Origin of the sequence: Actinomyces ruminicola (assembly GCF_900103885.1) — a bacterium.
Lineage (GTDB): Bacteria > Actinomycetota > Actinomycetes > Actinomycetales > Actinomycetaceae > Actinomyces > Actinomyces ruminicola.
Genome location: NZ_FNIM01000015.1, coordinates 26,500 through 42,012, shown reverse-complemented (window position 1 = coordinate 42,012; position 15,513 = coordinate 26,500). Strand labels below are relative to the sequence as shown.

The window sequence follows — 15,513 nt, the reverse complement described above, 5'->3', positions numbered from 1 at the left end:
TGGGGTGTTGACGGTCCGTTGGGTACGACCGCGTTGCGGCTGGTTGCTCGATAGCCGAGAGGAGACTCAGACGGTCTCGGCGGCGCCCAGGTACTCCAGCCAGCGCTCGTAGTGGTCCAGGACGTCGTGTGCGACCTGCTCGCGCGACCAGTCCATGACGTCGTAGCCCTGGCCGCCGCCGCGGGGCCGCACCTCCAGGCGGACGGTGACGTCGTCTGCCTCGTGGACGACGACGCCGAAGGCCGGCACCGGCGCCTGCACCATCCGCACCGCGTAGCGGAAGCGGGAGGGAGCCACCTGCTCGCCCTGGGCCGCAGCCGCCTGCTCCGCCGACTCCGGGGCCGTGACCACCAGGGTGGCGGAGCCGAGGAAGTTGCGCACGTCGTCGGGGTCCTGGGCCTCGGGACCGGCTATGACCACTTCGGCCGGCAAGTCCTCCTTGCGCAGCTCGTCGGCAACCGCCTCGAGCGCGGGCACCACGCGGTTGGTCATGGCGCGCCGGGCGCGGGCGGGGGAGACGATGTCGAAGGTGTGGGACAGGCGGTCGCGCCAGGGGATCCGGTTCATGCCGGCGGCGGTGCCCGTGGCGCCGAGCAGCCGGTTGCGGTTGGCGATACCGCGGGCCTGCTCGCGGCTGGCCTCGGTGCGCATGGCCCGCCACAGCCCCGCCATCACGGCGATGATGACGAAGGAGAACGGCAGCGCCATGACGATGGTCGCCTGCTGCAGGATGGGGATGCCGCCGGCCACGAGCATGGCGATGGTGAGCACGCCGGTCAGCGCGGCCCAGAAGATTCGCAACCAGGCGGGGGCGTCCTGCGGGTCCCCGTGGTAGGTCGACGGCGCCCGGCTGGAGAGGTTGGCCATCACCAGCGCCCCGGAGTCGGCGCTGGTGACGTAGAAAAGGATGCCGATGAACAAGGCCAGGGCGATCAGGAACTTGCCGCCGGGCAGGTGCCCGAGGAGCGTGTACAGGCCCTGCTCCGGCTCGGCCACGGTCAGCTCGGCGAAGCTGAGGTTGCCCGAGCGGATCAGGTTCAGGGCGCTGTTGCCGAAGATCGACACCCACATGGTGACGTAGGAGAAGGGCAGCACCAGGGAGCCCACTATGAACTCCCGCACCGTGCGGCCGCGGGAGATGCGCGCCAGGAACATGCCGACGAAGGCGGCCCAGGTGATCCACCACGCCCAGAAGAACAGCGTCCAGCTGTTGAGCCACTCGGTGGGGCGTTCGTAGGCGTAGGTCTCCAGAGTGAGGCCGGGGAACTGGGTGGCGAAGTCCCCGATGTTGCCCACCAGGGCGTCGATGAGGAAGGCGGTGTCGCCGGTGATCAGCACCCACAGGGCGAGCCCAACCGCCAGCAGCACGTTGATGTTGGACAGCACGCGCACGCCGCGGTCCACGCCGGACACGGCGGAAATCGTGGCCATGATGACGCTCAGGGCGATCAGACCGATCTGGGTGGCGGTGCCCTGCGGCAGGCCGAACAGAATGGTGAGGGCGACGTTGAGCTGCACGACTCCCACACCGAGTGAGGCCGCAATGCCGACGGCCCCGCCCACCAGTGCGGCGGCGTCGACGACGTCGCCGAAGCGGCCGTTGACCCGCTCGCCCAGCAGGGGGCGCAGGGTGGAGCGGACGGCCAGCGGCTGATGGCGTCGGTAGGCGAAGTAGCCCAGGGCCATGCCCACGATGGAGTACAGGCCCCAGCCGCTGATGCCGTAGTGGAGCAGCGTCAGGACGATGCCGTTGCGCGCCGCCTCGACGGTCTGGCCCTCCCCGGTGGGAGGGTTCATGTACTGGGCCACCGGCTCGGCCACCGCGTAGAACATGATCGCCGTGCCCACGCCCGCGGCGAAGAGCATGGCGGCCCACGAGAAGGTGGAGAAGTCGGGGGTGGAGTTGTCCGGCCCCAGGCGGATGGTCCCGAACTTCGACAGCGCCAGGACGACGACGAACACCAGCGCCGCCGTCACCAGCATGATGTAGAAGGAGCCGAACCAGCGCCCGGCCCAGGACACGGCGGCGTTGAAGGCAGCTGAGACCGTGTCCGGGGCCACGATGGCGGCGCCGGCGATGGTGGCGATGATGGCTGCGGAGACGGCGAATACCGCCGCATTGAGACGGCGCTGCTCAGGGGCTTCGGATGCTATCGGTGTCGGCTGATCACTTGGGGAATCAGGCACGTGGCACTCCTTGATGCAGTGGATGCACTGGTGATGCATTGGGCGTACACAGGGTCCTCAGCGCATGACCATGACTACGTTTACAGGATTGTGAATCTTTCAGGGATTCCGCGACTTCGCAAGTGAAAGCGCCCGAAACGGCCCGGCGGAGCGGACTTGGCAGCCGCATGAGGTCGGGGATAAACGGCCGCCCGGGAGATCCTTCCCACATTTCCCGCCGCACGGAGCCGGCGTGCCGGTTGCGAAACGGATTCGGCCGGTCGCAGGGTGCGCCTACGCCGAACGGCTCGTGCCGGTGGGTGGTGTCTGTGGCAGGGTGGAGGCGTGAGTCTTCCCGGTCTGACCCAGCAGCGCTACGACGCCGCCATGCGCCGGGCGCTGGAGCTGGCCCGGGTGGCGGGGCTGGCCGGGGAGGTGCCCGTGGGTGCCGTCGTCCTGGGGGCCGAGGGCGAGGTGTTGGCCGAGGCCGCCAACGCGCGAGAGACGGAGCATGATCCGACCGCGCATGCCGAGATCCGCGCCCTGCGGGCGGCCGGAGCGGTGCTGGGACAATCGCATCTGAACGGCTGCACACTGGTGGTCACCCTGGAGCCGTGCACCATGTGCGCCGGGGCCATCCAACTGGCACGTGTGGCGCGAGTGGTGTTCGGCGCCTGGGAGCCGAAGACCGGGGCGTGTGGCAGCGTGCGCGATGTCCTGCGCGATCCGCGCGCCAACCATCAGGTGGAGGTGGTGGCGGGGCTGCACGGGGAGGACGCGGAGGCCCTGCTGCGGGACTTCTTCGCTTCGCGGCGGTCGGGGGAGTGCGGCTAGGCCGGTCGCCCTGCGAACACCGGCCCGGCCGCGGGTCGGCGCGCGGCGTCGGCTCTCGTGCCGTGAGCGACTTCGCAGGCGGTCGGAGGTGCGTCCGGGCTTGCGCGACGTGTAGGCTCTGTCTGCAAGGTAGCGTGTCCGAGCGGCCGAAGGTGCAGATCTCGAAAGTCTGTGTGGTTCATAGCCACCCTGGGTTCGAATCCCAGCGCTACCGCCAAGTCGATCCCCGGAATCCAGGCGAAAAGTCGGAGTCCGGGGATCTTTTCATGATGACCGGGTACCCCCGGCCCAAGGTCGAGTGGCTCTCCGACATCCGTGACGGCACCCTGACCTACCACTCTTCGCAGGTCGTCTCCGCCGAGCCGGGCAGCATCGACGGCTTCCCGGTGGTGCGTGGTCGCGCCCGCACCAACGCGACGGTGTGGGGCGTGCGCGGCACCTGGAACCTGCAGATCCTCGGGTACGTCGTGCCGGACTCCTCCGCCCGCAGCACGCGCAGTCCGACCGGCTGGCGCTTCAGCCGCCTGGATGCCAACCGCTTCTAGGCGGTGTCATGGAATGCACCACTTTGTGCCCAGCCATTGCCGTATCCGCCGACCCGCTCGCGGGATCATGCGGTTAGCCGTCTCTTGAAGCCGGTCGGCGCTCGGAAAGTGGTGCATCTGGTGACAGAGTCACGGTCCAGAGGCGCAGGCATGCCGCTAGCCCCGCCGCCGGCCGGTGCCCCGAGTGGCCGGAGCCGTCCACGGGTCCTCCGGCCAGGCGTGCTTGGGGTAGCGCCCGCGCATCTCCGCACGCACCTGCGGGTAGCCCTGCCGCCAGAAGGAGCGCAGGTCATCGGTGATCGCCACTGGCCTCCGCGCCGGCGAAAGCAGCTGAATCACAACCCCCACACGCCCGTCCACGATCCGGGGCGTATCCGCCCAACCGAAGCACTCCTGCACCCGGACCGCCAGCACCGGCCGCTCCAGTACCTCGCCCCGCTCGTCCACGTAGCCCACGCGCACCTGAGAGCCCGACGGAACCTGCACCCGCTCCGGCACCAACTCATCCAGGCGCGCTGCCGTCGGCCAGGGCAACAGGGAGCGCAGGCACGCTGTCATGTCCAGCCGCTCCAGGTCGAAGCGCCCTCCCGACGCCGCCAGCGCCTCCACGCCGGGAATCAGCCAGTCCGGTGCTCGCTCCAGGAGTGCGGTGTCGTCAACGGCGGGCCAGGGCTCACCCAGCGTGCGGTGCAGCAGGGCCAGGCGCGCCCGCAGCACCGTGGCGTCCCGCCACGGCAGCACCCCGAGTCCCTCGCTGCGGCACCGCTCGACGACCGCATGCGCGACCTGGGCGGGCGCGGGCGTGCCGCCTGGCGTCGAGGCCAGCGGGATGGCGCCCAAACGGCGCACCCGCTCCACCCGCAGCCGGTTGCCGTCCCAGTCGGTGCGGGACTCCTCGACCAGCCAGTCGGCGGCCACCGCCAGTGCGAGGGACTGGTCGATCGGCGCGGCCGCCCGGATCGTCGCCTCGGCGGTGCCAGGTGCGCGGTCCACGGCGGAAACCGCCAGCCACGTCGAGCCCGCCAGCGGTGACCCCGCCGGCAGCCGCAGCCCCGTGCCGCCGACGCTTGCGTAACTGGCGGAGGCGTCGGCGTTCGGCGCCGGGCCGCGGCGGCGCGCGATCCACTCCGGGCGGGCGAGTGCGGCCACCAGCCCGACGGCGTCCGCCGTCCCCGGGCCGACCCGCTCGCCCAAGTCGGCGGCGGACGCCAGTGCCCGGTCGGCACCACTCGCACCGGTCTTGAGCGGGGGACTGCCGACGGCGCCGGCAGCACCAGGCCGGGTGCGTTCCTCGCCGCGGTGTCGCCGGGCCGCCTGCTCCAGCCGTCTCGCCTCGGTACGCCACGCGCCCGCGCCGGCGCCACCGCGCACACTCCGGGCCAGAGCGGTCAAATCGGCCTGCGGGGCGCGCAGATCGCTGGTGAGCAACGCGGTCGCCTCGGCGCTACGGCGCAGACCGATCACATCGGCGGCCGCCAGCAGCGCGCGGGCGGGACGCACCTCGGCCGGAATGGCGGCCACGGCACGGCCCAGCTCGGTCACGGCGTCGCCATCGAACAGTCCCAGGCGCGTGAGCGCAAGCCTGGCCGTCTCCAGGGCGGGGGCGGTCGGCGGGTCGATCCAGGCCAGTCCCTTCCCCTCGGGCACGCCCCATACTGCCAGTTCCAGGGCGGTGCGGGTCAGGTCGGCAATGAGGATCTCCGGGGTGGGTGCCACCGCGGCCCGCGCCCAGTCCACCGGCGTGCAGCAGCGGTACACGGTGCCCGGCCCGGTGCGCGCCGCCCGCCCGGCCCGCTGGACGCCGGCGGCCCGGGACGCGCCGACCGTCACCAGGCCCGACATGCCGCGGGCGACATCCAGGCGCGGCTCGCGCGCGAGCGTGGCGTCTACGACGATCCGCACCCCCGGCACCGTCAGGGAGGACTCGGCCACGTCGGTGGACACGATCACCCGCCGCACGCCGGGGGCGGGCGTCAGCGCGGCGTCCTGGGCGGGGCCGGGCAGACGCCCGTGCAGCGGCAGCACCCGAACGGCGGCAGTCATGGAACTGGTGGCGCCATCGGGGTCGGCCCCGTCGTCACGGAGGGCCGAGCGCAGCCGGGTCACGACGTCGTCGACCTCCCGGGCGCCGGGCAGGAAGACCAGCGCGTCGCCGGTGCGCTCGGCCAGCGCGCGCCGCACCGTGGCGGCCACGTGCGCCAGGAACTCTCGCGGCACCCCGCGCGGTCCGAGCCGAGACACCCCCGACGGCGGCGGCGCCCAGACCTCCTCGAGCGGGTACAGCTCCCCGGGCACCTCCACCACCGGTGCGGGCGCGAGGCCGTCGCCCAGTAGGGCGGGCAGGCGCTCCAGGTCCAAGGTTGCGGACATCGCCACGACGGTCAGGTCCTCGCGCAGGGCGGCGCGGGCATCCAGCAGGAGCGCCAGCAGCAGGTCGGACTCCAGGGAGCGCTCATGCACCTCGTCCAGGACCACGGCGGCGACGTCGGGCAGTTCCGGGTCGGCCTGGAGGCGGCGCAGCAGCAGCCCGGCGGTGACCACCTCGATGCGGGTGCGGCCCGAGGCGCGGCGCTCCCCGCGCACCGCATAGCCGACCGTGCCGCCGACCTCCTCGCCCAGCAGCGCGGCCAGGCGTCGAGCGGCGGCCCGCGCGGCCACGCGCCGCGGCTGAGTGACGATGACACGCCTCGGGGTGCGCTCGCGGGGAGCCTCGGTGCCGACGGGGCGGGCGACGGCGTCGGCGACCAGGGGTGGCACCAGCGTGGTCTTGCCGGTGCCGGGAGGGGCGGTGACCACGACGGCGGGTGCGGGTCGGCTGGTGGTGCTGGGTGCAGGTGTGTCCCCGTTGTGCGCGGATGTGGCGAGGGCGGTCGGCGGCGGGACCGGGGAGGCGCCGGCGTCGCCGTCGGGGACTCGACCCAGCAGCAGTGCGCGCAGCCGGGGCAGGGCGGCGACGACGGGCAGTTCTGGCGGGTCGGCCAGGAGCCGGGCGACGGGGTCCGCGGTCTGCTTCACCCGCACATCATGCCCGTCACTGCCCTCCACTACGCCACTTCGGCGTTGGGTACGCCGGTTAGCGGTCTAGTACGCCCCCTACAGCCATACAACCGACGGCTAACCGGCGTAGTAGACCCCGAACCGGCGTAGTAGACGGCCCGGAGGGTGGACGCGGGGCTTCGCAAGCCTGATGGCACGCAGTGCTGGAACGAGCCGGGCAAGGGCTGGTGGTGGGCAGGTGCCGACGGTGGACAAGTGTGCTTGACATTGGCGAGCGTGTCAAGCATGCTAGCCATGTCAAGGGTGCCTGACATCTGCTGCTGGCGGCGTCCGCCCCGGGCCCGGCGCCCCGGCGGCGTCTCCGCCCCGGCTGGTTCGGGGGCTCCTTCGCCCACTTCTGCAAGAACATCGCTCGGAAAGGACACCACCATGAGCTGGTTAGTCTCGCAAACGCTGAAGACCCGTCTGCTCGTCATTGCCGCCGCGGTGCTCCTGGCGGGCGTCGTCATTGCCGGCGCTTTCCCCGCTTCTCGCTCCTCCTTGCTCGGGATCTTCTTCGGACTGGTCGCAGGTAGTGCGGCGGTGGCAGCGGCCTATGGGCTCGTCCGCCGCCGGGTGCGGCACCGTGCGGGCGGTGCGCCGGTGTCCATGGAGAGCCCCGCGATGGTTGGTCTATGGACATCCCTGCTCCCGATTGGCATGGGCCTGAGCGTGGTGGCTCAGAGGATTGAGTCGGATGCCGGGGGTCTGGTGCTCGGGGCCGCGGCAATCGTGGTGCTTCTTGTGAGCGTCGCCGGAAATGCGACGATCATGTCTACTCGGGGCGAGGCAACCGGTGAGGGCGAGGCGTGAACCTGTTCTGCGGCAGGAACCAGGCCGCACGCAGCAGGCCGTGGCAGTCGAGAGTCGGGGCGGAACGAGTGGCGCTTGACTCCGCCCATCACGCGGGCCTTCGATACGATCGGGCAGGACCGACCAAGGAGAGCCCGATGGATAACGACGTGCGCGCGCTGCGCGAGGCCAAGGGGCTGACGCAGGCGCAGCTGGGCGAGGCCGTCGGGGTGTCCCGGCAGTCCATCAACTCCATTGAGAAGGGGCGCTACGACCCCTCGCTCCCGCTGGCCATCGCCATCGCCCGCTACTTCGGCAAAACAGTCGAGGAGATCTTCCATGCCTGACCTGCCCGACGACGCCAGCACGCCCGCCGCCGACACCCCCGACGACCGCAATACGCCGAAAGGCGATGACGCACGCACCCCCGCGGCGAGTAACCCGCAGCCGGCCAAGGCAGCCCGTCGACGTAAGGTGCGGATGCTCGCCATGGCCTGCTCCGCCGTTCTGCTGATAATCCTCACGTTCGCTTGGCTGCGCGATCCCGAGCACCGTGAGGCGGAGCCTCTGAGCGGCTACGTAACCGGTGTGACTATGGCGATCTGCGCCTTCTGGCTGATCGGCTGGTGGGTGCGGCGGCGTGGCGGCAGCTCCTACTCACGCGCGCTCGACGGCATCCAGGACGAGCGCGACGAGCTCATCTGGAAGTCGGCCTGGGCGTTGACCGGCAAGGTGGACTGGATCTTGGTCCTGGGCGCGGTGATCGTCGCATTATTCGGTGTTGAGCTGGAGCTGGGCACGGCCGCCATCATCGCCTTGTGGGTCAACATCATCGCCCTGTACGGCTCGCGCTTCTACTACGAACGCACCATGTGACCGGGCCACATACGCCGACTCGGCGCACCTCACGCTCTGGTTTCATCCCCTGGGCGGACCCGGTTCCGGGGTGGGCCGGGTAGGCTCTCTAGCTGGACGAGTACGACGAACGCGACAAGCAAGAGGGAGCACCCGTGGCCACACAGCCGACAGCTGGAGTATGGGAGGAAGACCCCGACGGCGCCTCGATCGTCCTGGCCACCGGCCGGCAGCGCCACGATCTCCTGGTGATCTCCGAGCCCTCGCTGCTGACTGAATTGGACGAGGCCTGGGGGCGCCCGGCCTCGCGCGTGCGCCTGTCCTTCCTGCCCGGCGTGTCCGCCCCCGGGGGCATCGGCCAGGAGGACGCCCTGTGCTCCTACGACCGCGACGGCCGCGGGGTACTCGTGGCGCGCGGCCGCACCAGCCTCTTCGAGGGCGTGCCCGCGCGGCGCACCACCGCCCTGGCCCGCATCGCGCCCGGTGCCGGTGTGCGCGCCGCACTCTTGGTGACCCGCGCCACGAGCCTCGGCGGCTCCGCCCCGGGCGACTTCCTCGCCATCGGGGATCACCTGAACCTGACCGGCTCCCCCTTGTTCCCCGCAACCGCACCCCTGGAGGCCGCCTGGGATGAGAGTCTTGCGGCGGCTCTGGCCGGACTCGACGGCGTGCGTGGCCCCGGCGTCGCCGCCCTCACCCCCGGGCCGGTGCGGCCGAGCCCCACCGAGGCCGGCGTACTGGCGGCTCTCGGCGCCGACGCCGTCGTAAATGACACGGTGGCCGAGGCCATGGCCCTGGCCTCCCGCGGGGTGCGCGTGACCGGCCTGGCCTACATCGATGCCGCCGCGGGCTCCGAACGACGTGCCGCGGGGCGCCGCGCCGCCGCGCCGACAGCCGCCGCCTTCCAGCAGGCTCCCGCCCCCGACGTCGTCCTGGCCGCGGTGGAGGAGCTGTTGGCCTCCCTGTAACCGACAGCAGTGAGTGATGCGTGAGACAAAGGGGTGAACAGCTCCACGGCAGGAAATAGTCTCTGCCTCGTGAAACCCTTCCTCATGCTGGCCGCCCGCGCCGACGACGAGCCCGCAGACGCCGAATACGAGGCCTTCCTGCTGCGCACCGGACTCGACGAGTCCTCCCTGATTCGCCACCGCCTTGAGGCCCAGCCCATGCCGGAGATCGATCTGGCGGACTGGTCCGGCATTATCGTCGGCGGCTCTCCCTTCAATGTCTCCACCCCGCAAGCGCGCAAGAGCCCGGTGCAGCTGCGTGTCGAGGCCGAGTTGGACGGGCTGGTCACCCGGCTGCTGGACGCGGACTTCCCCTTCCTGGGTGCCTGCTACGGACTGGGTCTGCTCACCCGCCACCAGGGCGGCGTCGTGGATGGCACCTACAAGGAGGAGGTCTCCTACCCGCAGGTTGAGCTGACCGCGGCCGGGCGCGAGGATCCCCTGTGTGCGGGCATGCCGGCGGCCTTCCCCGCCTTCGTGGCCCATACCGACGCCGTCACGGTGCCGCCCGCCGGCGGGGTCGTGCTGGCCAGCGCGGCGTCCTGCCCCGTGCAGCTGCTGCGGATGCACACCAACCTGTACGCCACCCAATTCCACCCCGAGCTGGATGGTGACTACCTGGCCCACCGCCTGTCCTTCTACTCCGGCCACGGCTACTTCGACGACGCGCGCCTCAGCGAGGTCCAGGAGGACGTGCGCCGCCAGGACGTGTCCGACTCCTGGAAGGTGTTGTCCAACTTCGTGGCGCGTTACGCTCGTTGAAGCAGGCCTGAAGCGCTTGCCTCAACGGAAGAAGGTTCAACCATGTCCCGCATCGTCATCGTCGGCGGCCACGGCAAGGTCGCGCTGCTGCTCGCCCCGCTGCTGGTGCAGCGCGGCGACGACGTCGTCTCCCTCATCCGTGACCCGGCGCAGGCCGAGGACGTAGAGGCCACCGGCGCCACCCCGCTGGTCGTGTCCGTCGAGGACGCCAGCCAGCAGGAGCTCGCCGCCGCCTTTGCCGGGGCCGACGCCGTCGTCTGGTCCGCCGGGGCCGGCGGCAAGGGCGGCCCCGAGCGCACCACGGCCGTCGACCGCGACGCCGCGATTCGCTCCATGGAGGCCGCCAGGGCCGCCTCCGTGCCCCGCTACGTGATGGTCTCCTTCGCGGGCTCGCACGGCGAGGACCCGGTTCCGGCCGAGCATCCGTTGCGCACCTACGCCATGGCCAAGCTCGCCGCCGACCGCCACCTGGTCGCCTCCGACCTGGACTGGACGATCGTCGGCCCCGGCCTGCTGACCCTCGATGAGCCGACCGGCCGGATCGGCCTGGGGCGCGAGGGCGACGCCGCGCAGGCGCCGACCTCGCGGGCCAACGTCGCCGCCGTCATCGCCGCGGTGCTCGCCGAGCCCGCCAGCATCGGGAAGGTGATTCCCTTCCGCGACGGCGAGACCCCCATCGCCGAGGCGATTGCCGAGGTACCGGCCGAGTTCGCCGACCTGGACAGCTGACCTAGCCGTCCGGTTTGAGCTTGCCGCTCGTCGCCCCCGCTGTGGGGATGACGGGCGGCACGTCGGTTCGGCGTCGGGTGGAGACTCAGCCGCTGAGCCGGTCGGCCAGCGGGGCGAGGAACTCGCTGGTACCGCCCTCCACGCGCACCGTGGCCAGCTCGTCTACCGCCGTCGGGCCGCGGTTGATCACCACCAGCTCGGCGCCGCTCGCCAGGGCCTGCCGCACGATCCACAGGCCGGTCAGCACCGCCAGGCTGGAGCCGGCCACCAGCACGACGTCGCAGTGCCCGGCTGCCCGCATCGCCTCGTCCATGGCCGCGGGCAGCCCCTCGCCGAAGAAGACGATGTCCGGCTTGAGCAGGCCGCCGCACTCCTCGCACACGGCCGGGGTGAAGTCACAGGCCTCGGCGGCCGCGCGATCGGCCTCCGGAGTAATGGCCACGCGGGCCGGGTCGGACTCGCGCGGATAGCCGGGGTTCAGGGCGGTCAGACGCGTGTCCAGGTCAGCGCGGGAGGTCATGCGCCCGCACTTCAGGCACACCACCCGGTCATAGGCGCCGTGCAGCTCCCACACCGTGCGCTGCCCGGCCCGGGAGTGGAGCCGGTCGACGTTCTGCGTGGCCACGCCGGTCAGCAGCCCGGCCTCCTCCAACTGTGCCAGCGCCACATGCCCCGGGGTGGGGACCAGCGGATCCAGGAGCCGCCAGGTGGCGTGGTTGCGGGCCCACACCCACTTGTACCAGACCGGGTCGGTGACGAACTGCTGGAAGTCGACCGGCTCGATCGGCGTGGTGCCCACGCCCCGGTAGTCGGGGATGCCGGAGTCAGTGGAGATGCCGGCGCCGGTGACGGCGAGTGTGCGGCGGTCGGCCATCACCTCGGCGACGGCCTCAACGGCTGCTTGCGTCACGTGTTGTCACGACCGATCCTGATGGGAGCTTGGATTCCGGAGTGCTGGGTGGTTCTACGCCTCGCGGCCGAAGTGGGTCACGAAGTTGCGGATGACCTGGCCCGCTACGTGCTCCTGCGAGCTGCGAGCCTCCGCCAGGATGTTGTCCACCAGGCCGGGGTCGCCGTAGCCGGCGTCGGAGTAGACCGAGACGCGCTGGGCGAAGCGCTCGGCGTCGAGCTCGGGGTTGAACTGGGTGCCGTAAACGGACTTGCCGACCCGGATCATCTGCACCGGGCAGTCCGCCGAACTGGCCAGCAGGGTGGCGTGCTGCGGCACGTCGACGGCGCCCTCGTGGTGACCGACGAAGGCGCTGAAGGTCTGCGGCATGCCCTCCAGCAGCGGGTCCTCGCGTCCTTCAGCGGTGAGGTAGACGTCCGCGGTGCCGAGCTGCTCTCCGAACTCACGCGAGGTGGGGGTGCCCAGGTAACTGGCGAGCACTTCCAGGCCGAAGCCGGTGGCGAGCACGGGCACCCCCTCCTTGAGGGCAAGGGCAAGCAGCTCGCGCACCTGCTCCTCCACGCGCAGCTGGGTACGCGTCTTGGCGGACTCCGGCGTCGAGAGGTCGTAGGGGCTGCCGCCGATGAACACTCCGGACACGTCCGCCGCTGCGAAGGAGTCGGACAGGTCGACCTCCTCGAGCAGGAAGTGCTGGAGGTACTCCGGCTGGAGCCCGCCCTGGGCGAGGAAGGAGTCGTATTCGTTCTGCGCGGCTTCAAGCTCGGGACGCGTCGAGACCATGATGAAGGGCTTCACGCGATTACCATACGGGTTTTCGTGACCGCTGAGCGCGGCACGGCCGGGTGGGGCGCCCCACCCGTCGGTGAGGGTGTACCGGGGCGCCCGCGGGATGCCGCCGGTACGCTGTGCCGACGCGTGCGCAGGCGGCGGGGTCAGGTGGTCTGCGCGACAATCCACCACAGCCACAGCCAGCCGATGGTGGCCGCGGCGCCGACGACGACCGAGAACCAGGCCTGGCCGTGGCCGGTGTCATAGCTGTTGCGCAGGCGCCGCAGCGCCAGTATGCCCAGGCCGAGGGCGAGCAGGCCCAGGCCGGGGATGAGGCTGAGCACGGCGCACACGAGGGCGGCGACGGCGGCGGGCTCGGTGCGCTGCCGGGGGGCCTGGTAGCCGGGCCCGGCGAAGACCTCGCGCGGGTCGAGCTGCTCGGTCCCCGGGAACACGAAGTCAGCCGGCACGATCCGGGTGGGGTCGACGACGTCGGGCTGCTCGGCGCTCATGACGCCATCGTGCCACGTATGGGCCGGGGCGGCTTGGGCATCTGCGCGCCAGGCCCTGGTGGGCTCGGCCTCCGGACGGCTATCCGTCGGCGTTCTCGGCGTCCTCGGCGGAGTCGGTCGCCTCGGGGACGGTGGTGGCCGCTACGCAGCCGGTGGGGGCGGAGATGGTCTCGCCGGCCTTGAGCTGGCCGATCTCCTCCACCGAGAGGATGCCGGTGGAGTACTGGTCACCCAGCACCACGCTGACCGTGGGGTCGTTGGCGTCCTGCGTCTCGTCGATCTGCACGATCACGGAGCCGGTGAACACGTGTGCCAGCGTGTAGGCGTTGGCCAGTCCGGCCTTGGAAGTGGTCAGCTGCACCTCGCCGGAGTAGTCGCCCTTGGGCCAGTCGGCCGTGTTGTTCACAGTGAGTCCGGCGTCTTCGAGGGTGTCGGCGACGCCGCCGGCCAGTCCCGTGGTGTCGGTGCCGTTGTAGACGTTCACGGGGATCGAGGTGATCTCCGCGGTGGTGGCGTCGGCGGGCGGGCAGGGCTGCACCAGGTTGGCGGTGTCATCCTCCGCGGCGGAGAATCCCGGGTCGTAGGGGGCTGGGAGTATGCCGCTCCAGACCATGAGGCAGACGACGGTCACCGCGGCCATCACCGTCAGCACACCGCCGATCACGATCGTCTGCCGGTGCTTGAGACGGCGCCTGTACTCGGCGTTGGGGTCGGCGGAGGAGCTCACGTGCTCAGGGTAGTGGACGGTTCGGGCCCTCGGTGCCTTGGTAGCGCCGAGTCGTCGGGTCGAGCGGGGTCATCGGTGGGCGCCGTGTCCTTCGAACGGCCTGCCGGTGGTGGCACGCCACCACTGCTCGCGGGCGGCGCGGGTCGGCGTCCACCGACCGGCCTCGGTGATCCGCCACCACCAGGGGTTCGCCACCGGCAGTATCGATCCCTCGCTGACCGCCAATCCCTGGAACATGACGGCGACGTCGATGGGCACCTGGGTGAACACGTCGCAGCGCTCCTCCCAGGGCACCAGGAACTGGTTGACGACGTACGGCGGCTCCCAGTACGGGGGGGAAGTCCACCTGCAGCACGCGCCGGAGCTCGCGCGCGTCGGCAACCAGGGTGGGCCGCACGATCTCCAGGCTGGGGCGCCGGTCGGAGAACTCGGTGAAGACGGCCACGGCGGCGTCGTCCGCGGTGGGGGCGTAGGTGGCGGTGGTGTCGCGGGCGAGTGCCAGACTGACGACGTCCAGCACCTCCGGCACCTCCTGGGTGACGGCGGTGATAATGCGGGGCACTGCTGCTCCTCCAGGTCGCGAGTCGAGGTGTGCGGGGCGGGTCAGGGACGCGGTGCGGCTGACCCGCGGGCGGTGAAGGTCCCACTGTCCACCCCGAGGGCCCGGCTCACGTTCCCGGCGTCGCCGTCCAGGGTGCGAACGAGGTCTAGGAGTGGCTGCCAGTCGGCGTCGAAATTGGACTCGAGCGGCACCAGCAGGCCGCGGCGACGTCCGTAGCCGGTCGCCTCGCCGCCGTGGGCGGAGGCCACCTGTGCGGCGTCGGCGCCGAGCTGTCGCATGCCCGGTGCGCCCATGAGCACCGCCAGGGGAGTGGGCGGGCGGCGCATGGTGACGGGCAGGGAGGTGTCGGCGCGGGCGTAGGTGCGCATGGCGAGCGCGAACTGCGGCTTGGCATCGGTGGACAGGGTCCGGAACAGGGCCGTGGCCCGGTCGCGGTATGCGGTGGCCGGCGTGGCCCCGGCGAGGCTCAGCTCCACATACTCCTCCAGCCCGTTGTCGGTGCGGGAGACGGTGATGGTGCCGGTGAGGGTGCCGTGGTCGCTGTGGCCGGCCAGCACCAGGTGGATGGTGGGCATGTGCCTGCGGCAGAAGTCGGTCAGGGCGTCGCGGTCCCAGAATGCGCCGGCAGGCTCGTAGCCGCCCCAGGAAAGCTCGGCGTCGGGCAGCAGGTGCTCAGCGACCAGCTCTACGACGCCGCCGAGCCGGGTGGTGCGCCGGGCGGGGTGATAGGCGGAGATGGAGACGGTGAGATTGGGGCGGACGTCTCGCTGCACCATGTGCCGCGGGGACACCTTCAGCTGTGGCTGGTCCAGAACCTCGAGGGTCTGCGAGAGCTGCGAGATCAGGCGGCCGGAGCGCAGCTCGCGGTAGGTGGCGTCCTCCTGGACGAGCACGATGGTGCCGGTGGCGTCGGTGAGGCGGTCGAAGGCGGGAGTGACGGCGCTGTGCTCGGGGACCACCAGGATGGTCCGTTGGGAGCCTCCGGCGGTGCGGTGCAGCAGGTCCGCCAGCGGCTCGGTCAGGGCGACGACGGGGCCGGGAAGCCGGGTGATTCTGGCGCGGTTGCCGATCTGGGCGTCGAGCATCGGGTGCGTCATCTTGAAGGTGGGGCGCTCGGCCCGGGGTGCGCCGGGCCGGGTGAATGTTCCGCGGGGCATGGGCGGGCGTGGCTCCTTCCTGGGGGACCGGTTGTAGGGACTGGTTGTGGTGGACCTCGGGCTGGCTGTGGAGGCGGTCTGCGCGGTGCGGCGCGTCGGGCCGGCCTTCGATCCGAGGTCGGTACGGTCCCGTAGGGTACGGACCGACTCG

General features: G+C 71.4%; 16 protein-coding genes and 1 tRNA gene. 9 read left to right on the top strand and 8 right to left on the bottom strand.

Features of this window, described 5'->3' with window-relative positions:
- Positions 1-66: 66 nt before the first annotated feature.
- Complete coding sequence (gene betT, locus BLR49_RS10695; RefSeq protein WP_425425770.1) at positions 67-2,187, bottom strand: choline BCCT transporter BetT; 2,121 nt, start codon at positions 2,185-2,187, stop codon at positions 67-69.
- Between the two features lie 366 nt (positions 2,188-2,553).
- Between betT and tadA the strand changes: the two genes are divergently transcribed.
- The 3 genes from tadA (at position 2,554) to BLR49_RS10685 (ending at position 3,545) form a co-directional block, all read left to right on the top strand.
- Positions 2,554-3,000: a tRNA adenosine(34) deaminase TadA gene (gene tadA / locus BLR49_RS10690; RefSeq protein ID WP_092537500.1), complete on the top strand. Its 447-nt coding sequence runs from the start codon at positions 2,554-2,556 to the stop codon at positions 2,998-3,000.
- A 128-nt stretch (positions 3,001-3,128) separates the two neighbouring features.
- A tRNA-Ser gene (locus tag BLR49_RS13330) sits at positions 3,129-3,217 on the top strand.
- 49 nt (positions 3,218-3,266) lie between these two features.
- Positions 3,267-3,545, top strand: coding sequence for a hypothetical protein (locus BLR49_RS10685; protein ID WP_092537451.1), 279 nt, complete (start codon positions 3,267-3,269; stop codon positions 3,543-3,545).
- Between the two features lie 156 nt (positions 3,546-3,701).
- On the opposite strand, the gene hrpB is transcribed toward BLR49_RS10685, so the two are convergent.
- Complete coding sequence (gene hrpB, locus BLR49_RS10680) at positions 3,702-6,560, bottom strand: ATP-dependent helicase HrpB (RefSeq protein ID WP_245690617.1); 2,859 nt, start codon at positions 6,558-6,560, stop codon at positions 3,702-3,704.
- Positions 6,561-6,971: 411 nt separating this feature from the next.
- Between hrpB and BLR49_RS13325 the strand changes: the two genes are divergently transcribed.
- The 6 genes from BLR49_RS13325 to BLR49_RS10650 all read left to right on the top strand — a co-directional run bounded on the left by BLR49_RS13325 (position 6,972) and on the right by BLR49_RS10650 (position 10,726).
- On the top strand, positions 6,972-7,394 hold the full coding sequence (locus tag BLR49_RS13325; protein WP_092537449.1) for a hypothetical protein: 423 nt from the start codon (positions 6,972-6,974) through the stop codon (positions 7,392-7,394).
- A 137-nt stretch (positions 7,395-7,531) separates the two neighbouring features.
- Positions 7,532-7,720 (top strand): helix-turn-helix transcriptional regulator, encoded by a 189-nt coding sequence (locus tag BLR49_RS10670; protein WP_092537447.1) that lies wholly within the window; start codon positions 7,532-7,534, stop codon positions 7,718-7,720.
- Positions 7,713-8,249 (top strand): hypothetical protein, encoded by a 537-nt coding sequence (locus tag BLR49_RS10665; RefSeq protein ID WP_092537445.1) that lies wholly within the window; start codon positions 7,713-7,715, stop codon positions 8,247-8,249. Before BLR49_RS10670 ends, BLR49_RS10665 begins: the two co-directional genes overlap by 8 nt.
- Positions 8,250-8,383: 134 nt before the next feature.
- Positions 8,384-9,196 carry a nucleoside phosphorylase-I family protein gene (locus tag BLR49_RS10660; protein WP_092537443.1) on the top strand — a complete coding sequence of 271 codons (813 nt, stop codon included), beginning with the start codon at positions 8,384-8,386 and terminating at the stop codon, positions 9,194-9,196.
- Positions 9,197-9,265: 69 nt separating this feature from the next.
- Entirely contained in the window at positions 9,266-9,997 is a 732-nt protein-coding gene (locus BLR49_RS10655; protein ID WP_092537441.1) for a glutamine amidotransferase, read from the top strand.
- Positions 9,998-10,039: 42 nt separating this feature from the next.
- Positions 10,040-10,726 carry an NAD(P)H-binding protein gene (locus BLR49_RS10650; protein ID WP_092537439.1) on the top strand — a complete coding sequence of 229 codons (687 nt, stop codon included), beginning with the start codon at positions 10,040-10,042 and terminating at the stop codon, positions 10,724-10,726.
- An 85-nt stretch (positions 10,727-10,811) separates the two neighbouring features.
- On the opposite strand, the gene BLR49_RS10645 is transcribed toward BLR49_RS10650, so the two are convergent.
- The 6 genes from BLR49_RS10645 to BLR49_RS10620 form a co-directional block, all read right to left on the bottom strand.
- The gene (locus BLR49_RS10645; RefSeq protein WP_092537496.1) at positions 10,812-11,600 is read right to left on the bottom strand and encodes a Sir2 family NAD-dependent protein deacetylase; all 789 of its coding nucleotides are present in this window, start codon (positions 11,598-11,600) and stop codon (positions 10,812-10,814) included.
- Positions 11,601-11,690: 90 nt separating this feature from the next.
- The gene (locus tag BLR49_RS10640) at positions 11,691-12,431 is read right to left on the bottom strand and encodes a glutamine amidotransferase-related protein (protein ID WP_092537437.1); all 741 of its coding nucleotides are present in this window, start codon (positions 12,429-12,431) and stop codon (positions 11,691-11,693) included.
- Between the two features lie 137 nt (positions 12,432-12,568).
- A complete protein-coding gene (locus BLR49_RS10635; protein WP_092537435.1) occupies positions 12,569-12,916 on the bottom strand; it encodes a DUF4190 domain-containing protein in 348 nt (115 codons plus the stop codon).
- A gap of 79 nt (positions 12,917-12,995) precedes the next feature.
- Positions 12,996-13,643: a LytR C-terminal domain-containing protein gene (locus BLR49_RS10630; protein ID WP_092537433.1), complete on the bottom strand. Its 648-nt coding sequence runs from the start codon at positions 13,641-13,643 to the stop codon at positions 12,996-12,998.
- 4 nt (positions 13,644-13,647) lie between these two features.
- Positions 13,648-14,205 (bottom strand): hypothetical protein, encoded by a 558-nt coding sequence (locus BLR49_RS13105; RefSeq protein WP_143013751.1) that lies wholly within the window; start codon positions 14,203-14,205, stop codon positions 13,648-13,650.
- A gap of 41 nt (positions 14,206-14,246) precedes the next feature.
- Positions 14,247-15,362, bottom strand: coding sequence for a DUF6177 family protein (locus tag BLR49_RS10620; RefSeq protein ID WP_092537429.1), 1,116 nt, complete (start codon positions 15,360-15,362; stop codon positions 14,247-14,249).
- Between the last annotated feature and the right edge of the window lie 151 nt (positions 15,363-15,513).